Below are 15,910 nucleotides of genomic sequence, written 5' to 3'. Positions count from 1 at the left end.
TAAGGGCTTCAGTGTTAATTTTTAATAAGTTGTTTATAGATGAGTGATCGAGTTTTCTTGGATGGGTTAAAGCGGCTAGAAATTTCTGATAAACCCGGAGATATAGAACGATGTGAAAGTAGCTTTAAGCGCCTCCTGAGTGAAGGAGGTAAAGTGAGTGGGCCATTGCTCATGTTAATGGATACTCTTGAAGCGCAGACTTTACAGGCTTTATTTAAGCAGGGTGATATCGAACAGGCGAAAAAATCTGCATTTGATGTTGGTAGGGTGCTAGCTTTATATTCACACTTTTATCCTGCTGATATGGGGAAGAGTCCAGATAGTCAGCTCCTGTATCCATTGATGTCAGATAGTCCGGAATTAATCCATTGGGGCAAGCAATATTTCATTCCTTTACTAAGGAAAAGTCAGGGTAAATATGTTTGCGATAATATAAGCAACCCTGAATTCCATGCTCTGCAACTTAGGCTGGCGCTTGCCGGTGATTGGGGCTTGTTGAAAAGTAGAGCTGAGGCCTTTTTGTCAGGGTCTCCTAAAAAATACAAGCTTTACGCTATTGACTGCCGATTTTATATTGCTCTGTGCGAAGGGAATATTCATGAGATGGAGGCGGCTATAAGTGAATTTTTGTCTCCAAAGGTATTAAGGCATCGAGATGCTGAGCCTTGTTGGGGGTTGGAGCACCGGTTGTTTTCGCCATGGCCATTTATTCTTTCTAAAATTGCTTTTATTAACGGTTTTTGCCTTGATGTACACATCCCAAATATACCTGGCGATATTTTGAGAGTATCTCCGCTAAAATCTTATAGTAGTGATTTAGATATATTAGAAGAGGTTTCACTTTTTGCACCTTTCTCCGACGTTGAGGAGATTTCAGTGAAAAACTTGAAGGCGCTATCACCGAGATCAATGAGTTCTTCTATTTTGAGTTTTGGGGAGGCCCTAAAGGTAGCTAACAAGGAGCACAATGTCGGCCAACTTTTGGAGCGGGGTTAAAGTTTATCATCTTTGTGAATTGTTGCTTGGGTAGTTCGTAGTATACCCATGAAATTCTTGAATTTCTCTTGGAGCTTAAATGCTTGGGGCGGTGAAGGTCGGCTATTTGTGATCTGTGAAGCAATAAGCTTTGATTCAGCTGGTGGTCGCACTGATTTTAAAAAAATATGCCACTTAAACCCTGGCGGCACGAGCTGCACATTCCTATTAATAGATCTTGGATTTGGTGTATCTCTTAACCATTAAGAATGTGGGCTTTTAGATTTTTCAGCGGGCTCCTGCTTTACCTGATTTTATTCTCGTCTCACCTCAAAGTTGATGTTTTGTATGGTTTTTTATAATAAAAATTCTTTGAAGTCAGAGCATCGTATTGTTGTCTTATATCTTGTTAGTTGGGCACTGAAAATCCTAAGCTCTTTTATAACTTTATTTTGGTGAAGATATGTTAAATTTGAAGTGGTTGAATGTTTTCCTTGTAAGGACTTCTCTTGCTTTATTTGCCGGGCACACCTTTGCGGGAGAGGTCGTTTATAAAGGAGTAGTGGATAGTGATGGTGCAAAGCTGCATCTAGAGGTGTCAGGTCGTGACCCTTCTAAACCATTAATTCTGTTTCTACATGGCGGCCCGGGAGATGTGGAGTTGGGGTTAGTTCCATTTCAGGTAACTGTTGGGCGGGCGCTCGAAGAAAGGTATTTAGTGGCTTATCTTCATCAAAGGGGGGCCGGCAAGTCTCTAGAGGTGAGCGAAGACACATTAACGATAAAGAACAATATTCAAGATGTACACAATGTGATTTCCTTTTTAAAAACGCACTATAAGAAAGATAAGGTTACCTTAGTTGGTCACTCTTGGGGTGGGGGGCTTGCAGCTCTCTATGCGAGTGAGCATCCTGAGACATTGGAGAGGTTGGTATTTATCTCTTCCTTCCAGGATGCGCAGAAGCAGGCAGAAGCCAGCTTTGAAGCAACCCTGCAATGGGCGAAGGAGGAAGGCAACCAATTAGCCATACAGGAGTTACAAAAATATCAAGACTCTCCCTCTGAGCATTATTTGCTGCTATCCAAGTGGGCGAGTCGAGCGAATGGTGGTATCGCGAACGGAGTTGATATTCGAGGTTTTTTAGCCGCTGAAAAAATTGATGAAGAGTTCCCTGGGTGGCAGGAGCGGCGTGGAAGCCTGGCTGACAAGATGAACGATGAGCTTCAGGCGATGAGCATTAATGGAGGTATCGATCATTTACAGATACCAGCGCTATTCGTTGTCGGTGAGAATGATTCCATTACCACGCCTTTACAGGTAAAGGCAGATTATAAAAGGTATAAAGGGAGTAAATGTTTCTCGGTACTAAAAGATAGCCATCACTTGCCTTTTATGGACGCAGCAGAAAGTCTGGAGAAGACTATGTTAGTCTTTTTAGAGGCCGAGGAGTGTATTAGTGACGCGTATGAGTAATGGATAGCAAGCCAGGCGAGTAGTGTCAGGGCCCTGTAGCGTTTCTCTGCTCTAGGGCCGACAGGTTCGATTAAAACGAATACTTTCGTGGTAGCACTTTGCTTTTAAAAACCTGTTCTATCCCTTTATCGTAACCTGGATTAACTACGGTATCGTGGTTTTCACCCTTAATGACTCGCTTGCGTAGAGTCAAATTTTCATAATCTCGGGACTTGAGTCGCTGGGCTAGGTCCCTAAAATCTTGAACGCCGCAAACCTCTCCTTCTTCTAAGCAGATTTCCTCCCCACCAATAAACATATACACGCTTTTCGGTAAGTCAGTCTGGCGTTCGGCATAAGCGAGTTCACTTTCTAGAATTTGCTTATCCGCCCACCAGATGCTGGGGCTGCCGATCACATAGCGGTCGAAGTTATCGGTGTGATTGAAGAGGGCGTGCAGGGCTAAGAGCCCGCCGAGGGAGTGGCCAGCCAGTGTTTCGTCACTTTCATCTCCCTTGAAAGAATTATTGATAAAAGGCTTGAGCTCGTTCTCCAAAAACGCCAGAAATTGGTTGGCGCCACCACCCAGAGTATTCCCCCTAATCTCTCCAGGTACTGGAGTAAAATCTGTTAAACGTAGGGTAAAGTTGGAACTGTCCAGGGGGTGTGAGATGCCCACCAAAATCACTGGCGGTAGCTTGGTATTGCCTTGCTCATCGGGTACCTGTTCGTGGATCAGGTTCGGTGCCACCATAGGGAAGTTCATATACCCGTCGGTCATATAAATGACCGGATACCGGGTATTGTCTTCGGGGTTAAAGGAGAGCGGCAGTAGCACATCAATTACAAATCCACGCCCCAGTAAGTCGGAATGAAAGTTGTAAGAGAGAATGCCCTGGCGGGTAAATGTTGTGGGTTCAGCGGTGCCGGCTTGCACACACTGAGTGGCCAAAACCATTAAGCCTGTAAACAATATTTTAATTATTTTCATCTTTATCCCTTAATGAGCCACGCTTAAGTGTGCTCAGCCGCGTCAGTGGGCGGTCAAGACTGACAAGCCTATCAGATCGGATACGAGACTAGCTACCTTGCGCTGTGCCAACAGTCGCAAAGATGAGTATATAAGTTGGAAAGGGAGTTGTGGGGCGCAGTTTGGCGGGTGGAGTGGCGCCAGGAATATACCCCTGGCGCTTCCACATCCTGTGAGGGAGGATTTGGTTATCTAATAGCTGGAGCAAAGTGCCTGGGCCATACGCAGAGAGCCGACCTCTCCGGAGCGGCCGGCGAGTTTTGGTGGGACTATAAAAGAGCGGATATTGCGCTGGGATACCTGGGGGAAATAACCACCCGCCAGGTCGAGAAACTTGTCGTGAATACGTGTAAACAGGTGCGCTTGTTCCATAACGCCGCCACCGAGGATGATTCGTTCCGGTGAGTAGCAGCTGGTCAGGTTTATACACATGGTGGCTAGGTATTCCGCCTGTAAATCCCAGGCTGGATGATCACTGTCCATACTCTGGCCGCGCAGGCCCCAGCGGTCTTCAATAGCGGGGCCGCAGGCGAGGCCTTCCAGACAATTGCCATGGAAAGGACAGTGACCAGGGTAGGGGTCCCGTTGTTGGTCTTGCGGCATCAGCATATGACCGATTTCCGGGTGCATGGCGCCGTTTACCAGTTTGCTATCTACCATGACCCCTGCACCGATACCGGTGCCGATGGTGACGTAGACAAAATTCTTTACACCTACAACGGCGCCGCACAGGTGTTCTCCCAGCGCTGCGCCATTGACATCAGTGTCGAAAGCTACAGGAATAGAGAGTGCCCCCTGTAACTGACCGGCCAGGTTGGTATTGGACCATCCATTTTTAGGGGTGTTAGTGATAAACCCGTACTGGCTCGATTGCGGGTTCAAATCCACCGGGCCGAAGCTTGCGACACCGAGTGTGGAAATAGGGCCATGGCGTTGGGCGCCGGCCTGGAAAAATTCAATGACCTGACCGAGGGTTTCTTCCGGTGTGGTGGTTGGGAAGCTGGCCCTCTCCCAGACATCATTGGGACCTGCGGCGATTGCACAATTAAATTTTGTGCCGCCGGCTTCTATGCCTCCAAGCAAGGTATTTACTGCTTTGCCTTGCACTTCCATCCTAATTTGCTCCACTGGCTGGGTATTCTATTTAAAGAAATATTTGGTCGGTTAATTTTAACAGGCTACTCCACTGGAGGAGTGACTGCAGTAAGTTTTTCGTTGAAGAAAAAGACCGGGTGCCAACGGGGAGGCTGGACACCCGGTGTTTGCAAGAAACCCTAAACGGGCTGCAAACGACTTACTGGAGTAGGGAGGACAACGATCAAAAAGCGTAATTGAAGCTGACACTGGTGGAACGGCCGCTGATGGCCCTGCCGCGAACAATATCTCCAGCTTCTGCGTAAGACTCTTCAACCTCAGTTACAACAAATTCATCAGTAAGGTTGTTTACATTAAAGGAGACGGTGAGATCCTCAGTGACATAATAAGAGCCGAACAGATTCACCAACACATAACCATCTTGTTTCAGCTGGTTGGAATCTGAAACATAGTACTCAGTGGAGCCCTGCAGGCTGGCGCCGAAGGTTAGGCTGTCACCAAAATTATACTGCGGGGTAATGGTGTAAATAATATCTGCCTGACGGCGGGGGGTATTGCCGACTACCGATGGGTTATTCGCATCTTTGCTGATTTCGGCATCCGTCCAGGTCAGGTTGCCGTTAACCGAGAGATCGCCATAAATATAGGAGCCTTCCAGCTCTATACCTTGTGCTTCATACTCGCGTACGAAAGTTAGGCCGCTGGTGATTTCCGCATTGGTTTCTTCGGTGATGGTATTGAAGTAGGTGGCAAAAATATCAAAATCACCAGCGCTAAACTTGTAACCGATCTCCAGCTGGTCAACAGAATCAAAGCCATCGGTGGTGTCGCTGAGGCTGCCATCACTATTTAAAGCGCCGCTAATTTGCAGCAGGCGATCGGCAATTGCGCGGCCACCTTCACTGTAACGAGCAAAAACCGCCATGCTGTCATTGATGGCATAGTTGCCGCCAAGGGAGAAAGAGGTGTTATCTGCATCATAGTCGACCAGTTGGGTATTGCCGTTAGCCATAGTGATAATGCCACCGGTAAAACCAAAGGCATCGGATGCGCTCGCATCTTCCACATCGCTGATAATGCCATCTCCGTTGATATCGTAATCGGTATCGCCACCACAGCAACTGGAAACCAGAGAGCCCTTTGCATTGACCATATCGTGGCGTGCACTGAAGTCGAAGGTGAAGTCCCCAACATCGAAAGACACGTTCATATAAGGAGCGTAGGTTTCATATTCCAGATCCCAGGCATAGGACAGGAAGCTTGCCGACCAGAGGCCATCATCGACTAACAAATCCCCGCTGGCATTCGCTGTGATGGTTAGATTCTGGGAGTTACTGCCATCCACGCTTTGGATTAGGGCATTCCAACTATTCCAGCTGGTCTTGATATTTTGCTTGGAGTAGTAGAAGCCTGCGGAAACAACAATATTGTCATTAATGAGCTTATCGACTTTGAAATCGTTGACGATCAATCCCAGATCATGGATTTCTGTATCGAACAATAAGTTCAGATAGGCTAATTCATCGACCTCTCCGCCATTGGCGTAGGCCACAGTGGTTCCTGCACTACAGTCCACTGCAGAACCCTCTCCGCTAACGGCATTGACACAGATCAGGTCTGCCATACCTTGTGCGGATTGTGGGCCGTAATTGCCAAAGGTGTCAGTAAAGGGGGAGATAAAGCTACCGCTTATATCGGAAATTCTGAACTTGTCAGTAATGGTCCAGCCATTCTCAAATTCAAATTGACTCTCAAATCCATAGGCTTCTACCAGGGATTCAATACCGTCGCTGAGATCCCGATTTACCGGGTTGCCATAGGCATCGAAAGTAGGAATATCGCGGTAATTGTCTGAGTGCAGGGTCTGGCTGCTGGCATCGAAGTTGGCTACAGTGCCGAACTCTCCATTGCCTTTATAAGTTACCGGGCCGGGTAGGTAAGTGGTCACCCGATCGTCCAGGTGTTTGTAGTAAAGGCGCACATAACCGTTGTCAAAATCTTTGGTGAGATTGGCTTTTAATTGGCCACCGGAATCGCCATCAAAGCCGGTTTCACGAACACCTTCCCCCTCGCGCAGGAAGCCGCCTACATAAAACCGCAGGGTATCGCTGAGGTGGTGCCCGTAGCCGAAGTTCAGGCGGGTTTCATCGTAATCTGCACCAAAGGAGAGGCCTATATTCCCGCCTTCTTCTTCTCCAGTCTTGCTGATCATATTGATCACACCGCCGGGGGAGTTGCTGGCAAAGGTGGAGACGGAGCCGCCGCGTACACTTTCAATGCGGGATAGGGAGGAATCGGCTCGAATAAAGTTGTCGGTATTGCCGAAATTGACATCGCCGTATTCGAGTACTGGCAGCCCATCCTCGTGGATCTGCATGTACTTGGAGCCACCAGTGGCAAGCGGAATTCCCCTTACCGTGATATTGGCATTGCCACCACCACCAGAAGATTCAGCGCGTATACCTGGCAGGCTACGGAAAACTTCTGCGGTTGAGCGGGGAGCGTAGTGAGACAATTCTTCGGTATCTAGGGCGCTAACAGAGATGCTGGATTCCATTTTCGTTACGGGGCGGGCCGTAGCGGTAATGATGACTTCCTCAATCTCCAACTGCTCTTGGGCGGTTACCGCAGCGCTAACACTGGATGCCACCGCTATCGCCAGGGCGATTGAACTTGGTTTAAAACCTCTGACCCATTTGCAATCGGCTTGAAAGTCTTCTGCCTTCACGACGCTCTCCTCAATCATCACTTATGGTTATTAGTTTTCACTGGAGGCCCATTTAGGTTGGGCTCTTCTTTTTTCTTGATTAGCATGGCTGGATGGCCATTTTTTATTTATTAAACCACTGTGATTTAATGTGGGCAATAGAATTTTTCGGAAAATTTACCTGTTTATTTTAAGAGTGTAACTAAATCAATCAGTGAGAGTTATTCTTCAATGGAGGGAGACCGGGTACTGCTTGGGTGCTGAAGAAAATTTGCTTGGATTGTGGGGGGGGCAAAGGGAAGGGTTTTTACTGAGATCTTGGGGGTAAATATCTAAAGAAACTGCAATCAGTGGGAAGTTTTCAGCTATTGATTGCTTACAGGTTAGGTGAAGTCTTCGGCCCTGGTGGATACTTGGCAGGCGGCACGGCACCGGTACTTTCGCAAGATGCCGTTGGTCATCTATCGTTACTCTGCCAATGTGAGTTGCCCATCCGCAAGGAGTTTGATCTTCTTGGGATCGCAAATCCCGCCGATAAAATTGCCTTGTGCATCGTTGCGGTTAAAGGCGAGCAGATTCCAGTGTTGGTCTGGCCCCTGTATCACCCGACCGGAATATAGGCTGCCCTGCTCGTCAGCACCGAGGAATCCATCACCAATAACGGTATAGGGCCCATTTAGCGCATCGGAGACAAAATACTTGGTGCCGGTAAGTGGTTTTCCGCTCATAGACTGGCGGTGGGCTTGGCTGTGAAATTGAGTGGAGACAGAGCAGAAGAGATAGTAGCGGCCCTGGATTTTTTCAATCTGCGGGACTTCCATTTCTCCATACCAGCCCGGTGCCAGTATGGGTTCTCCAACTTTCCAGTGCAGAAGGTCGGTGGAGCTGGCATAACCCACTGCGCCGCGCCCGTCGGGGCTGCCTTGATTACAACGGGCAGTGACATACATATGATAATGGGATTGATCGGGATCTTTGACAATCCAGGGGTCGCGCCAGGAGGCATCATGCCAGTATTCCAGGTTTAGACCGTCATAAAACTTGGGGTCTAACTCCACCAGAGGATTTTCCGGATGTTTTTCCCAGTTTAAAAGATCTTTCGAGGTGGCCAGGCAGACCCGCTGAATAAGCCCCTTTTCTGAGCGTTTGGTACCCGTGTAAAACATGTACCAGGTATCGCCCTCTTTATGTACGCAGCCGGTCCAGGTTGTGTAGGAGTCTGCAGCCTCATCGGTGTCACCCTCTTGATATTGGGAGGGTTTTATCGCGTCTTGCGTTGGGGTCCAATGAATCAGGTCGGTGGAAATGGCGTGACCGATCGAGACATGCCAATGGCGTAGCTCTGGATCGCCGAGGGATTTATCCGCTTGTAGATAAAACATATGGTATTGATCGCCATCAACGGCGAACCAAAAATCCCAAACCCATTTGTCTTTTAGGTTAAATGCCATCTCGCTGGTCACCTCACTGTTATGATTATGTAAAACGAACCAATACGGTTTTAATGCCTAATTAGTTGAGCCTTGTTTTCTCGCTATATTTCAGGTTAAACCGGAACCCGCTCGGGTACTCCGCCCTTCAACAGCACGGTCTTATCTGGTGCAAAATTGGAGTAAAAGGGCAGGATGGCACCGCCAACCGCGATGGCATCAATACCGATCTTGCCGCTCATTATCTGGGGCTTGAAAACTCCGGACGGGGCGGCTTGCTGCATTCGCCTGGAGATTATTTCCACCAGCTCCTCCAGCAGGAATCGCGGGAGGTGCGCATCGATAATAACGGCCTCAAGGTCCAGTACGCTGACTGCGGAGAGAATGGCGTAAACCAGTGCATCAGCACAGTCGTCCAGCCATTCCTGTATGAGTGGGCGGGCCTGATCCATCACTGACAATAAATCAGCAGAGTCATTGATATTAATTTGGTTGGCGCGCAGGTGTCGGCGCAAGCCAAATAGTGAGGCTCGATTAAGTAAGGTCTCGAAGGCCCTTTCGGGTTCTGGGGTGCTACTGAGCTTGGAGGCAGGGACTGGCATGGTGGCCAGGTTGCCTGAGTTGCCATGTACACCAGTCTCCAGGCTGCTATTAAGCACCAGGCCGCCGCCGATAAAAGTGCCAACGAAGATATAAAGAAAATCGGAAACTTCAGTGCCTTTACCGAATTGCAGCTCGGCGACTGCTGCAGCAGAGCAGTCATTTTCAAAGAAGACGGGTAGGTGGGTGCCTTTGGAAACCTCTTCTGCGAAGTTAATTTCTCGCCATTCGTTCGCCAGGGTATCGCTCATTTCCAATTCTTTTGTCCAGGCACCGATAAACCAGGGCATGGCGATACCAACGCCGACGAGCTTGGATTGGTCTTTTTTGACTAATTCTGCACTTAAATTTTCGATACCTGATTCTATATTTCTGAGTAGAAAGTCGGGTTCAGGGCATTCAAATTCCTGGCATATTTTCTTCAAAATATTGCCGCCAAAATCCATTAACAATAATTCAACATTACGCCGCCCGACTTTAATGCCTATGGAGTAAGCACCGGTGGGGTTGATGGTGTACATGATGGAGGGCTGGCCTTTGCCGCCAAGCCTGCGTCCCTCACGCATAACCATGCCAGTACTCTCCAATTCATCCACGATGCGTGTAACGGCCTGGGGGGTGAGGTTGGTGAGGCGCGCCAGGTCAGACTTGGACGCAGTACCTGCTTTCCGCAGCGCGGTTAGCAAAACCCGTTCGTTATAGCGACGCAGGCCGCTGGAATTACTTCCCTTACCCATCTCTGTGCCCCTTTTGTAGAAAACGCGTATCCGAGAGTTTGATCTGAGACTATTGGTGACAAATAGGTCCATATAGGATTTTATTGCGTTTACCTAGCGTAAGCAATGAAAGTGAGATGAACGGTTTTTTCCATAATTTATTGATTTTAAAGGATTTATTTATATTTTGATGGTTTGCTTTACTTAATTAAATCACTGTGATTTAATTTTTTGCAAGTTCCGCAAACCATAAAAAATACGCAGCTAGCGGTGAACGAGGAAGTTATGTCGGTCGATTTTGGTCTCCACCCCATCGATGCGATCATTTTGGTCGTCTATTTCGTTTTCACAATTGGCCTGGGGCTCTATCTCAGTCGTCGCCACGACACTGCTGAAGATTACTTCCTTGCTGGGCGAAAGATGGTTTGGCCGCTGATAGGGCTTTCCCTGTTCGCTTCGAATATCTCCAGTACTACCCTGATTGGTTTGGCAGGCGATGCCTATAGCACTGGCATAGCAGTCTTCAACTATGAGTGGATGGCTGCTGTCATCCTGGTTTTTTTCGCGATTTTTTATCTGCCGACAATACTTCGCTCCCGCATCTACACCATGCCCGAGATGCTGGAGCGGCGCTTTAATCGCACCGCCAGGACTTACTTTTCCGGTCTGACAATTTTCCTGAATATCGTGGTGGATACCGCCGGCAGCCTTTATGCCGGAGGCTTAGTGATGAAGCTGATTTTTCCTGAAATGCCGATGTCAGTGACCATTTCGATTTTGGCGGTGATCGCAGGTATTTACACGATTGCCGGCGGTTTGGCTGCGGTAATTTACACCGATACTATCCAGGCTCTATTACTGATTTTTGGCTCAATTCTGATCAGTATCTTCGCTCTGGATCGCGCTGGTGGCTGGGAGAATGTGGTTTCCCAGGTATCCGCCCATCAATTGAGTTTGATTCGTCCAATCGGAGATCCCAGTGTGCCTTGGCTGGGGTTGGTTACAGGAGTGGCCTTACTGGGGTTCTATTTCTGGTGTACCAACCAATTCATGGTACAGCGGGTGCTGAGCGCCAAAGATATTAACCACGGACGCTGGGGAGCGTTGTTTGCCGGTCTTCTGAAATTGCCGGTGCTGTTTATTATGGTCCTGCCCGGCACTATGGCGATTGTCCTATTCCCCGAGCTGGAACGGGCAGACATGGTTTATCCAACCTTACTATTTGAATTGTTACCTGTGGGCATTTTGGGATTGGTCTTGGCTGGTTTTGTTGCAGCCCTTATGTCTCAGATTGACTCCACGCTGAACTCTGCATCTACATTGGTGACGATGGATTTCGTGCGACAGCGTTTTCCCTCTTTGAATCAGCATCAGCTGATGCGCGTGGGGCAACTGGTTACCTTCATCTTTATGGTTCTGGCTGTGCTGTGGGCGCCGCAGATAGAGAATTTTGGTTCTCTGTTCCAATATCTGCAAAAAGTACTTTCCTATGCCGTACCCCCTGTTTTGGCTCTATTCCTAATTGGCTTTTTTTGGCAGGGAGCGACCTCCAAGGGCGCAATGACCACTTTGGTTTTGGGCACTGCCGGAGGAGTAACTCTATTCCTCGCTAATGAGGTGCTGGGTTGGACTAATTTACATTTCCTTTATATAGCGCCAATCCTCTTTGTTTTCTGCTCCATGGTGTTGGTGGCTTCCAGCTTGATAAGCCCGGCAAAGATTAGTGAGGAAGCTAGGCAGTTTGTTTGGTCTCGCAAAGACTTTGATGCGGAAACCGAGGCGCTGCGCAGTGAGCCCTTATGGCGCAATTATCGTGTACTTTCAGTATTACTGCTGATTACTACTGCCCTGGTGGTGGGCAGTTTCTGGTGATTGTTGAGTTTGTGTCTCAATGAGTATAACGGATAAAAGCTATCTACTGATTTAAAAGAATCTCACACAGGATGGAACCCCTTAATAAGCATTTAAAGGAGGTGCGAAAAGAGAAAATACTCAGGTGGTAGAGGTAATGAGGTAACTAACAATGACGGACTGATAGCACAATTAATAAAAGGGTAATGCCATGAGGTATATCTTTACAGTGGTGATGGGGTTTTTTCTTTCTGCCCCGGTTTTAGCAACTACCAATATATTGGATCTCTATTTTAATACCGCTGATAAAGGCGGAACCTTGCGATATGATGAAATATTCTCCTATGGTAAGAGTGGTAATGGCAGTGACTTTGACATGTGTGATAGCTATTCCATCAAGCGTGTGCCGGGAGATAAAATAGCTGCTATTAGCAGTTATAGCGGGGATGAACGCATCAAAGGCTTAAAGCTTGAATATCTATACGCTGATGATGACGAGGTGGGTAAAACGACTGGTTCAGGATTCCGCAAACTCCTTGGAGATATGGAATATATCCAGGGTTGGCGTTTTTATAAGAAACGCGATGGCAATATTTCTCGTATCCGTGTTTACTTAAAAGATATGTCAAATAACTCTACTAGAGAGATAACTTTTGGCAGTAATAATGGTTGGCATAAGTGGCAAGAGTATCAGCTAAGTATTGGTACCCGTTCAGTTGTGGGTTTTGCTGGTACCGCAGGAGATAGCAAGATTTGGAGTATTTACCCTTGTGTGGCTGACCGTTTTGATCTGGTTGAGAGTGGGGTTGAAATACACTGGGATCAAATTGTGGAAACCCCTGAGAATACAAAAACCTTCTTTGGTGAGAGGTTGTTGGAGAATTTTTCTAGCGTAACTCAGAGTGATAGTACCGAAGTTTGGTATACGGATGGCAAGAGCGAAACTGATACCTGGACCAATACACTCGGCATCTCGGTGACTGCCGGCGTGAGCTTGACTGAGGGTTACAAGGTTGGAGTTCCGGGTACCGTTGAAAATAGTGGCTCGATCACGTTCAATTTTTCTGAAACTTTTTCAGCCTCAACTACGGTTGGAGAAACTTCGACGGTTAGTAATCAGAGAACCGTTAAGGAAGCGATGCCCGCGAGTGTACCCGCTTATAGCCTACTGGTGGCACGTATGATGGTAGAAAATAGCGAGGTTGAAATCCCTTATACCACTACTGTGACTAATCCCCATAACGGTGACGAATTCAATTTCACTGGTGTGATCAAAGGATCAAGTTATTCTAAATCTCGTAAACGCTGGGATGTGGTGGGTAAAGCTTTCCCAGACCGCTATGAAGTGTATGAAAGTTATTCTTGGGTTGTAGAGTATTATGGCCTGGAAAATGTCACGATAATCTCTGATCCCGTGATTTAAGCGCCGTAGGTTTATAATGAAGGTCAGAGTGGCCTGTATAAGATCCGCTTAAATATTATGCGGGTCTTATACATTGAATTTGGTGAAATACTTCTTTAAGAGTTGAGTGGATACATCCATGTATCCTTCCAATAAAATATTGTTATTCCAAACATCGCTTGATGGCGCTTCAGTCCCTGATTATGACGGAATACAAGCGGATTCTGTCTTCATAGCATCCATAGTAACTCAGGTTTACTGGGGTCTTTGACATAAAAGCAGACAATAAAAAAGAGACTTTGGTGTCATAGATTTGAGATTCATCATTCACTAGTACAAATGTCCTAGTGTCAGAGCATGCCACTTCAGCACTGGCATTTTCAAATCCTTTTAATCGAACGTCTACTCCTTGGCTGTGAACTTTGAGATAGTCAATGCGCGCCTGTTCAGTCCAGGCGGCACTTGCTGAAAGTGATTGAAGTAGAGCGATACCCAGAACGATTGATACAACTGTTTTCATCCGTTACTCCCTGGCATGTGTATCGCCAACAAAAGGGGTTGGCAAATTCCTAGACATAACCAGTGAAATAATAGCAAAAACAGGGCGGCTTATTGCGTTGTGCTATCCGGTAGGTTTTTACGTCGCCAGGGCTATTTTGATGAAGTATATGCCCTGGCGTAGATTTATGAGCGGCTGGATATTACGTGCTTATTCTTCGTAAATGATTCTCTCGGTTTCCTTGATATGAAGCCGGCGACGCTCTTGTTTTTCTCCTCGTATTCTGACTCGTTCACCAGATCTCATACCCTTTTTTTTGATCTCCTTGGCATCTATAAAATAATACTGCCCTGTGTTTTCATCTTTGATGGAAAAGCGATGATCAATTTTTCCTGTCTTAAAATTTTCTGAAACCTCTTCTTCCAGTACTCCCGTTATAGTTTCCTGACCAGAGGCGGTGGGAATTAACAGTAAGGTCGAAATTATTGTGAGTAAGTATCTCATTGCTATTTCTCTCTTTAATTTGTATAGCTTACTGAAATGGTGGCAGTATTCATTTCATCACTTCTGGATTTAAACTCTATGGTGACTCCAGCAGCCGAATCTGTGAAGCTGCTGCCGGGCTCTTCAAGAGTGGCCACTTGGTTGGCGGTGTCATCTTTCAGATAATGCACAGTTACGGCCTTATCTTGCTGTGAACGAGGGTTTAGGATGGGGTGGGAAATATGATATTCCACGAAATAGTGATTTTCTCGATTGCTGCTACCGTTACTCTCCACCTTTATAATCTGTGGCATTGTTTTATTTAATTCGCCGGCGGTAAGTTCGATAGCTTGAATTTGAACCTCTGAAGCATTCCCCATACTTTTAGAAACAGATTTGGAATAGCCAGGGAAGCTGTTGTACCAACCCATAAAGTCCCTATGAGCGCTGCCAAATAAGCGTGACTGCCAGCTATTGCCCATGAAGGCTGCGGCAGCGCCATATTCACTTTCCCCTCGGTCGCTGGTATCCCCATCGTTGTTGTTATCATTGCCTGCATGGCCTAAACCAATGTTATGACCCAGTTCATGCCCCATAATTAGTTGATCGCTATCTGCAGTAACGATACTCCAGCGGCCATTGACCGCCGCGACCCCTGTACCAACTAACCCGGCATTGTAAGCGGCGGTTGGGAATATAAATACTCGATGGCGCCATGCGTTGAGGTCTACTGGGCGATTATTGGCATCGACAAAATTGCTTTCTACCCAGCGGCTTGCGTTATCTCTCCAAGTATAACCTCCATCGGAATATTGCCCATCCTGAGAGTTTGTGGCACGGTTCTGAGCATTTTGAATACTTAAAATCCCTCCGTTTTGATTGTCGGGGATGCTGTATATAAAGCAGTCAATAGAGCTTTCTTCTTTATTGTCATCACCATAGCAATATTGTGCTAGAGAATTATTGTTGCTGAGATGGCGCTGGAACTTTAGCTGGCCCAGTGAGTTTTCTTTGTAAGTGTTATCGAGGGAGTCGGTAGCGTTGAATGTCATATCCGCAAGCTGGGAGATGCTGACATCATCCGTTACGGCGGCATCGGAAAAATTAACCAATATAAAAACGATACTATTTTGGGTGGCTTCAATCGTTTGGATCGCAAAAGTTATGTTTAGCTGATCTCCGTTACTGAGAGAAAAAACGATAGTATCTTCTACCGAGGCGCCGCTGTTTAAATCGTTGGCATTGTTGTTCAGTTGGTATTCCCAATTGCCGCTGTCATATAGTTTGAAGTCACCATACTTTCCGGCATAAGTCCCAGACTGAAAGGTGGGGCTGGTACTATCGGTATCCTCTAATTGCAGTGTACCCTGGGCATATTCACTAGTTCCTACCACCAATGTACTTAGCGGAGTGCTAGGATTGAATCTGTAGTCGCCAGTATCGGTGTTGCCCCCATCATTATCATTGTTGTTATCGGCATCTGTGCCGGTGTTAGATCCGCCATTTGTTTCATTATTAGGCTGATTATTATCAGAATTATTACTGCCTCCAGAGCCTCCACTACAAGCGGCCAGAATTACGGTTAATGTGAGAGCGCTAAACGTTTTAAGTGGACCAGGCATTGTTCCCCCAATTTATCTCTATAAGGTCATAGCCGGTGTTTAATGAG

The 15,910-nt window shown here is 47.0% G+C and carries 12 protein-coding genes; 4 read left to right on the top strand and 8 right to left on the bottom strand.

From position 1 onward, the window contains the following. Positions 1-39: 39 nt before the first annotated feature. A complete protein-coding gene (locus ACJJIT_RS13130) occupies positions 40-996 on the top strand; it encodes a hypothetical protein (RefSeq protein ID WP_444898672.1) in 957 nt (318 codons plus the stop codon). Positions 997-1,438: 442 nt separating this feature from the next. Continuing rightward, positions 1,439-2,449, top strand: a complete 1,011-nt coding sequence (locus ACJJIT_RS13125; protein WP_444898671.1) for an alpha/beta fold hydrolase — start codon at positions 1,439-1,441, stop codon at positions 2,447-2,449. A gap of 70 nt (positions 2,450-2,519) precedes the next feature. Here ACJJIT_RS13125 and ACJJIT_RS13120 read toward each other — a convergent pair whose 3' ends face one another. From ACJJIT_RS13120 to ACJJIT_RS13100, 5 genes are all read right to left on the bottom strand, one after another. After that, the gene (locus ACJJIT_RS13120) at positions 2,520-3,419 is read right to left on the bottom strand and encodes an alpha/beta hydrolase (RefSeq protein ID WP_444898670.1); all 900 of its coding nucleotides are present in this window, start codon (positions 3,417-3,419) and stop codon (positions 2,520-2,522) included. Between the two features lie 231 nt (positions 3,420-3,650). Continuing rightward, the gene (locus ACJJIT_RS13115; protein ID WP_444898669.1) at positions 3,651-4,571 is read right to left on the bottom strand and encodes an ROK family protein; all 921 of its coding nucleotides are present in this window, start codon (positions 4,569-4,571) and stop codon (positions 3,651-3,653) included. A 205-nt stretch (positions 4,572-4,776) separates the two neighbouring features. Next, a complete protein-coding gene (locus tag ACJJIT_RS13110) occupies positions 4,777-7,281 on the bottom strand; it encodes a TonB-dependent siderophore receptor (RefSeq protein ID WP_444898668.1) in 2,505 nt (834 codons plus the stop codon). A gap of 446 nt (positions 7,282-7,727) precedes the next feature. Further along, entirely contained in the window at positions 7,728-8,711 is a 984-nt protein-coding gene (locus ACJJIT_RS13105; protein ID WP_444898667.1) for a hypothetical protein, read from the bottom strand. Between the two features lie 95 nt (positions 8,712-8,806). Continuing rightward, complete coding sequence (locus ACJJIT_RS13100) at positions 8,807-10,027, bottom strand: ROK family transcriptional regulator (RefSeq protein WP_444898666.1); 1,221 nt, start codon at positions 10,025-10,027, stop codon at positions 8,807-8,809. Between the two features lie 264 nt (positions 10,028-10,291). Here ACJJIT_RS13100 and ACJJIT_RS13095 point away from each other — a divergent pair, with 264 nt between their 5' ends. After that, on the top strand, positions 10,292-11,878 hold the full coding sequence (locus tag ACJJIT_RS13095; protein WP_444898665.1) for a sodium:solute symporter: 1,587 nt from the start codon (positions 10,292-10,294) through the stop codon (positions 11,876-11,878). 190 nt (positions 11,879-12,068) lie between these two features. Further along, the gene (locus ACJJIT_RS13090) at positions 12,069-13,280 is read left to right on the top strand and encodes a hypothetical protein (protein ID WP_444898664.1); all 1,212 of its coding nucleotides are present in this window, start codon (positions 12,069-12,071) and stop codon (positions 13,278-13,280) included. A gap of 169 nt (positions 13,281-13,449) precedes the next feature. Here ACJJIT_RS13090 and ACJJIT_RS13085 read toward each other — a convergent pair whose 3' ends face one another. From ACJJIT_RS13085 to ACJJIT_RS13075, 3 genes are all read right to left on the bottom strand, one after another. After that, positions 13,450-13,779, bottom strand: a complete 330-nt coding sequence (locus ACJJIT_RS13085; RefSeq protein ID WP_444898663.1) for a hypothetical protein — start codon at positions 13,777-13,779, stop codon at positions 13,450-13,452. A gap of 189 nt (positions 13,780-13,968) precedes the next feature. After that, a complete protein-coding gene (locus ACJJIT_RS13080) occupies positions 13,969-14,262 on the bottom strand; it encodes a hypothetical protein (RefSeq protein ID WP_444885542.1) in 294 nt (97 codons plus the stop codon). Positions 14,263-14,276: 14 nt separating this feature from the next. Continuing rightward, a complete protein-coding gene (locus ACJJIT_RS13075; protein ID WP_444898662.1) occupies positions 14,277-15,863 on the bottom strand; it encodes a VCBS domain-containing protein in 1,587 nt (528 codons plus the stop codon). Positions 15,864-15,910: the final 47 nt, after the last annotated feature.

This window comes from Microbulbifer mixtoriginis (SeqCode) (assembly GCF_052467515.1).
The sequence above is the reverse complement of the archived record's forward strand: the minus strand, read 5'-3'. Positions and strand labels throughout refer to the sequence as shown.

What these genes read in the sequence shown, in the direction of transcription:
- ACJJIT_RS13105 (WP_444898667.1), bottom strand. Translation starts at nt 8,711, where the DNA reads ATGGCATTTAACCTAAAAGACAAATGGGTTTGGGATTTTTGGTTCGCC.
- ACJJIT_RS13095 (WP_444898665.1), top strand. Translation starts at nt 10,292, where the DNA reads ATGTCGGTCGATTTTGGTCTCCACCCCATCGATGCGATCATTTTGGTC.
- ACJJIT_RS13085 (WP_444898663.1), bottom strand. Translation starts at nt 13,779, where the DNA reads ATGAAAACAGTTGTATCAATCGTTCTGGGTATCGCTCTACTTCAATCA.
- ACJJIT_RS13130 (WP_444898672.1), top strand. Translation starts at nt 40, where the DNA reads ATGAGTGATCGAGTTTTCTTGGATGGGTTAAAGCGGCTAGAAATTTCT.
- ACJJIT_RS13100 (WP_444898666.1), bottom strand. Translation starts at nt 10,027, where the DNA reads ATGGGTAAGGGAAGTAATTCCAGCGGCCTGCGTCGCTATAACGAACGG.
- ACJJIT_RS13125 (WP_444898671.1), top strand. Translation starts at nt 1,439, where the DNA reads ATGTTAAATTTGAAGTGGTTGAATGTTTTCCTTGTAAGGACTTCTCTT.
- ACJJIT_RS13115 (WP_444898669.1), bottom strand. Translation starts at nt 4,571, where the DNA reads ATGGAAGTGCAAGGCAAAGCAGTAAATACCTTGCTTGGAGGCATAGAA.
- ACJJIT_RS13120 (WP_444898670.1), bottom strand. Translation starts at nt 3,419, where the DNA reads ATGAAAATAATTAAAATATTGTTTACAGGCTTAATGGTTTTGGCCACT.
- ACJJIT_RS13075 (WP_444898662.1), bottom strand. Translation starts at nt 15,863, where the DNA reads ATGCCTGGTCCACTTAAAACGTTTAGCGCTCTCACATTAACCGTAATT.
- ACJJIT_RS13090 (WP_444898664.1), top strand. Translation starts at nt 12,069, where the DNA reads ATGAGGTATATCTTTACAGTGGTGATGGGGTTTTTTCTTTCTGCCCCG.
- ACJJIT_RS13080 (WP_444885542.1), bottom strand. Translation starts at nt 14,262, where the DNA reads ATGAGATACTTACTCACAATAATTTCGACCTTACTGTTAATTCCCACC.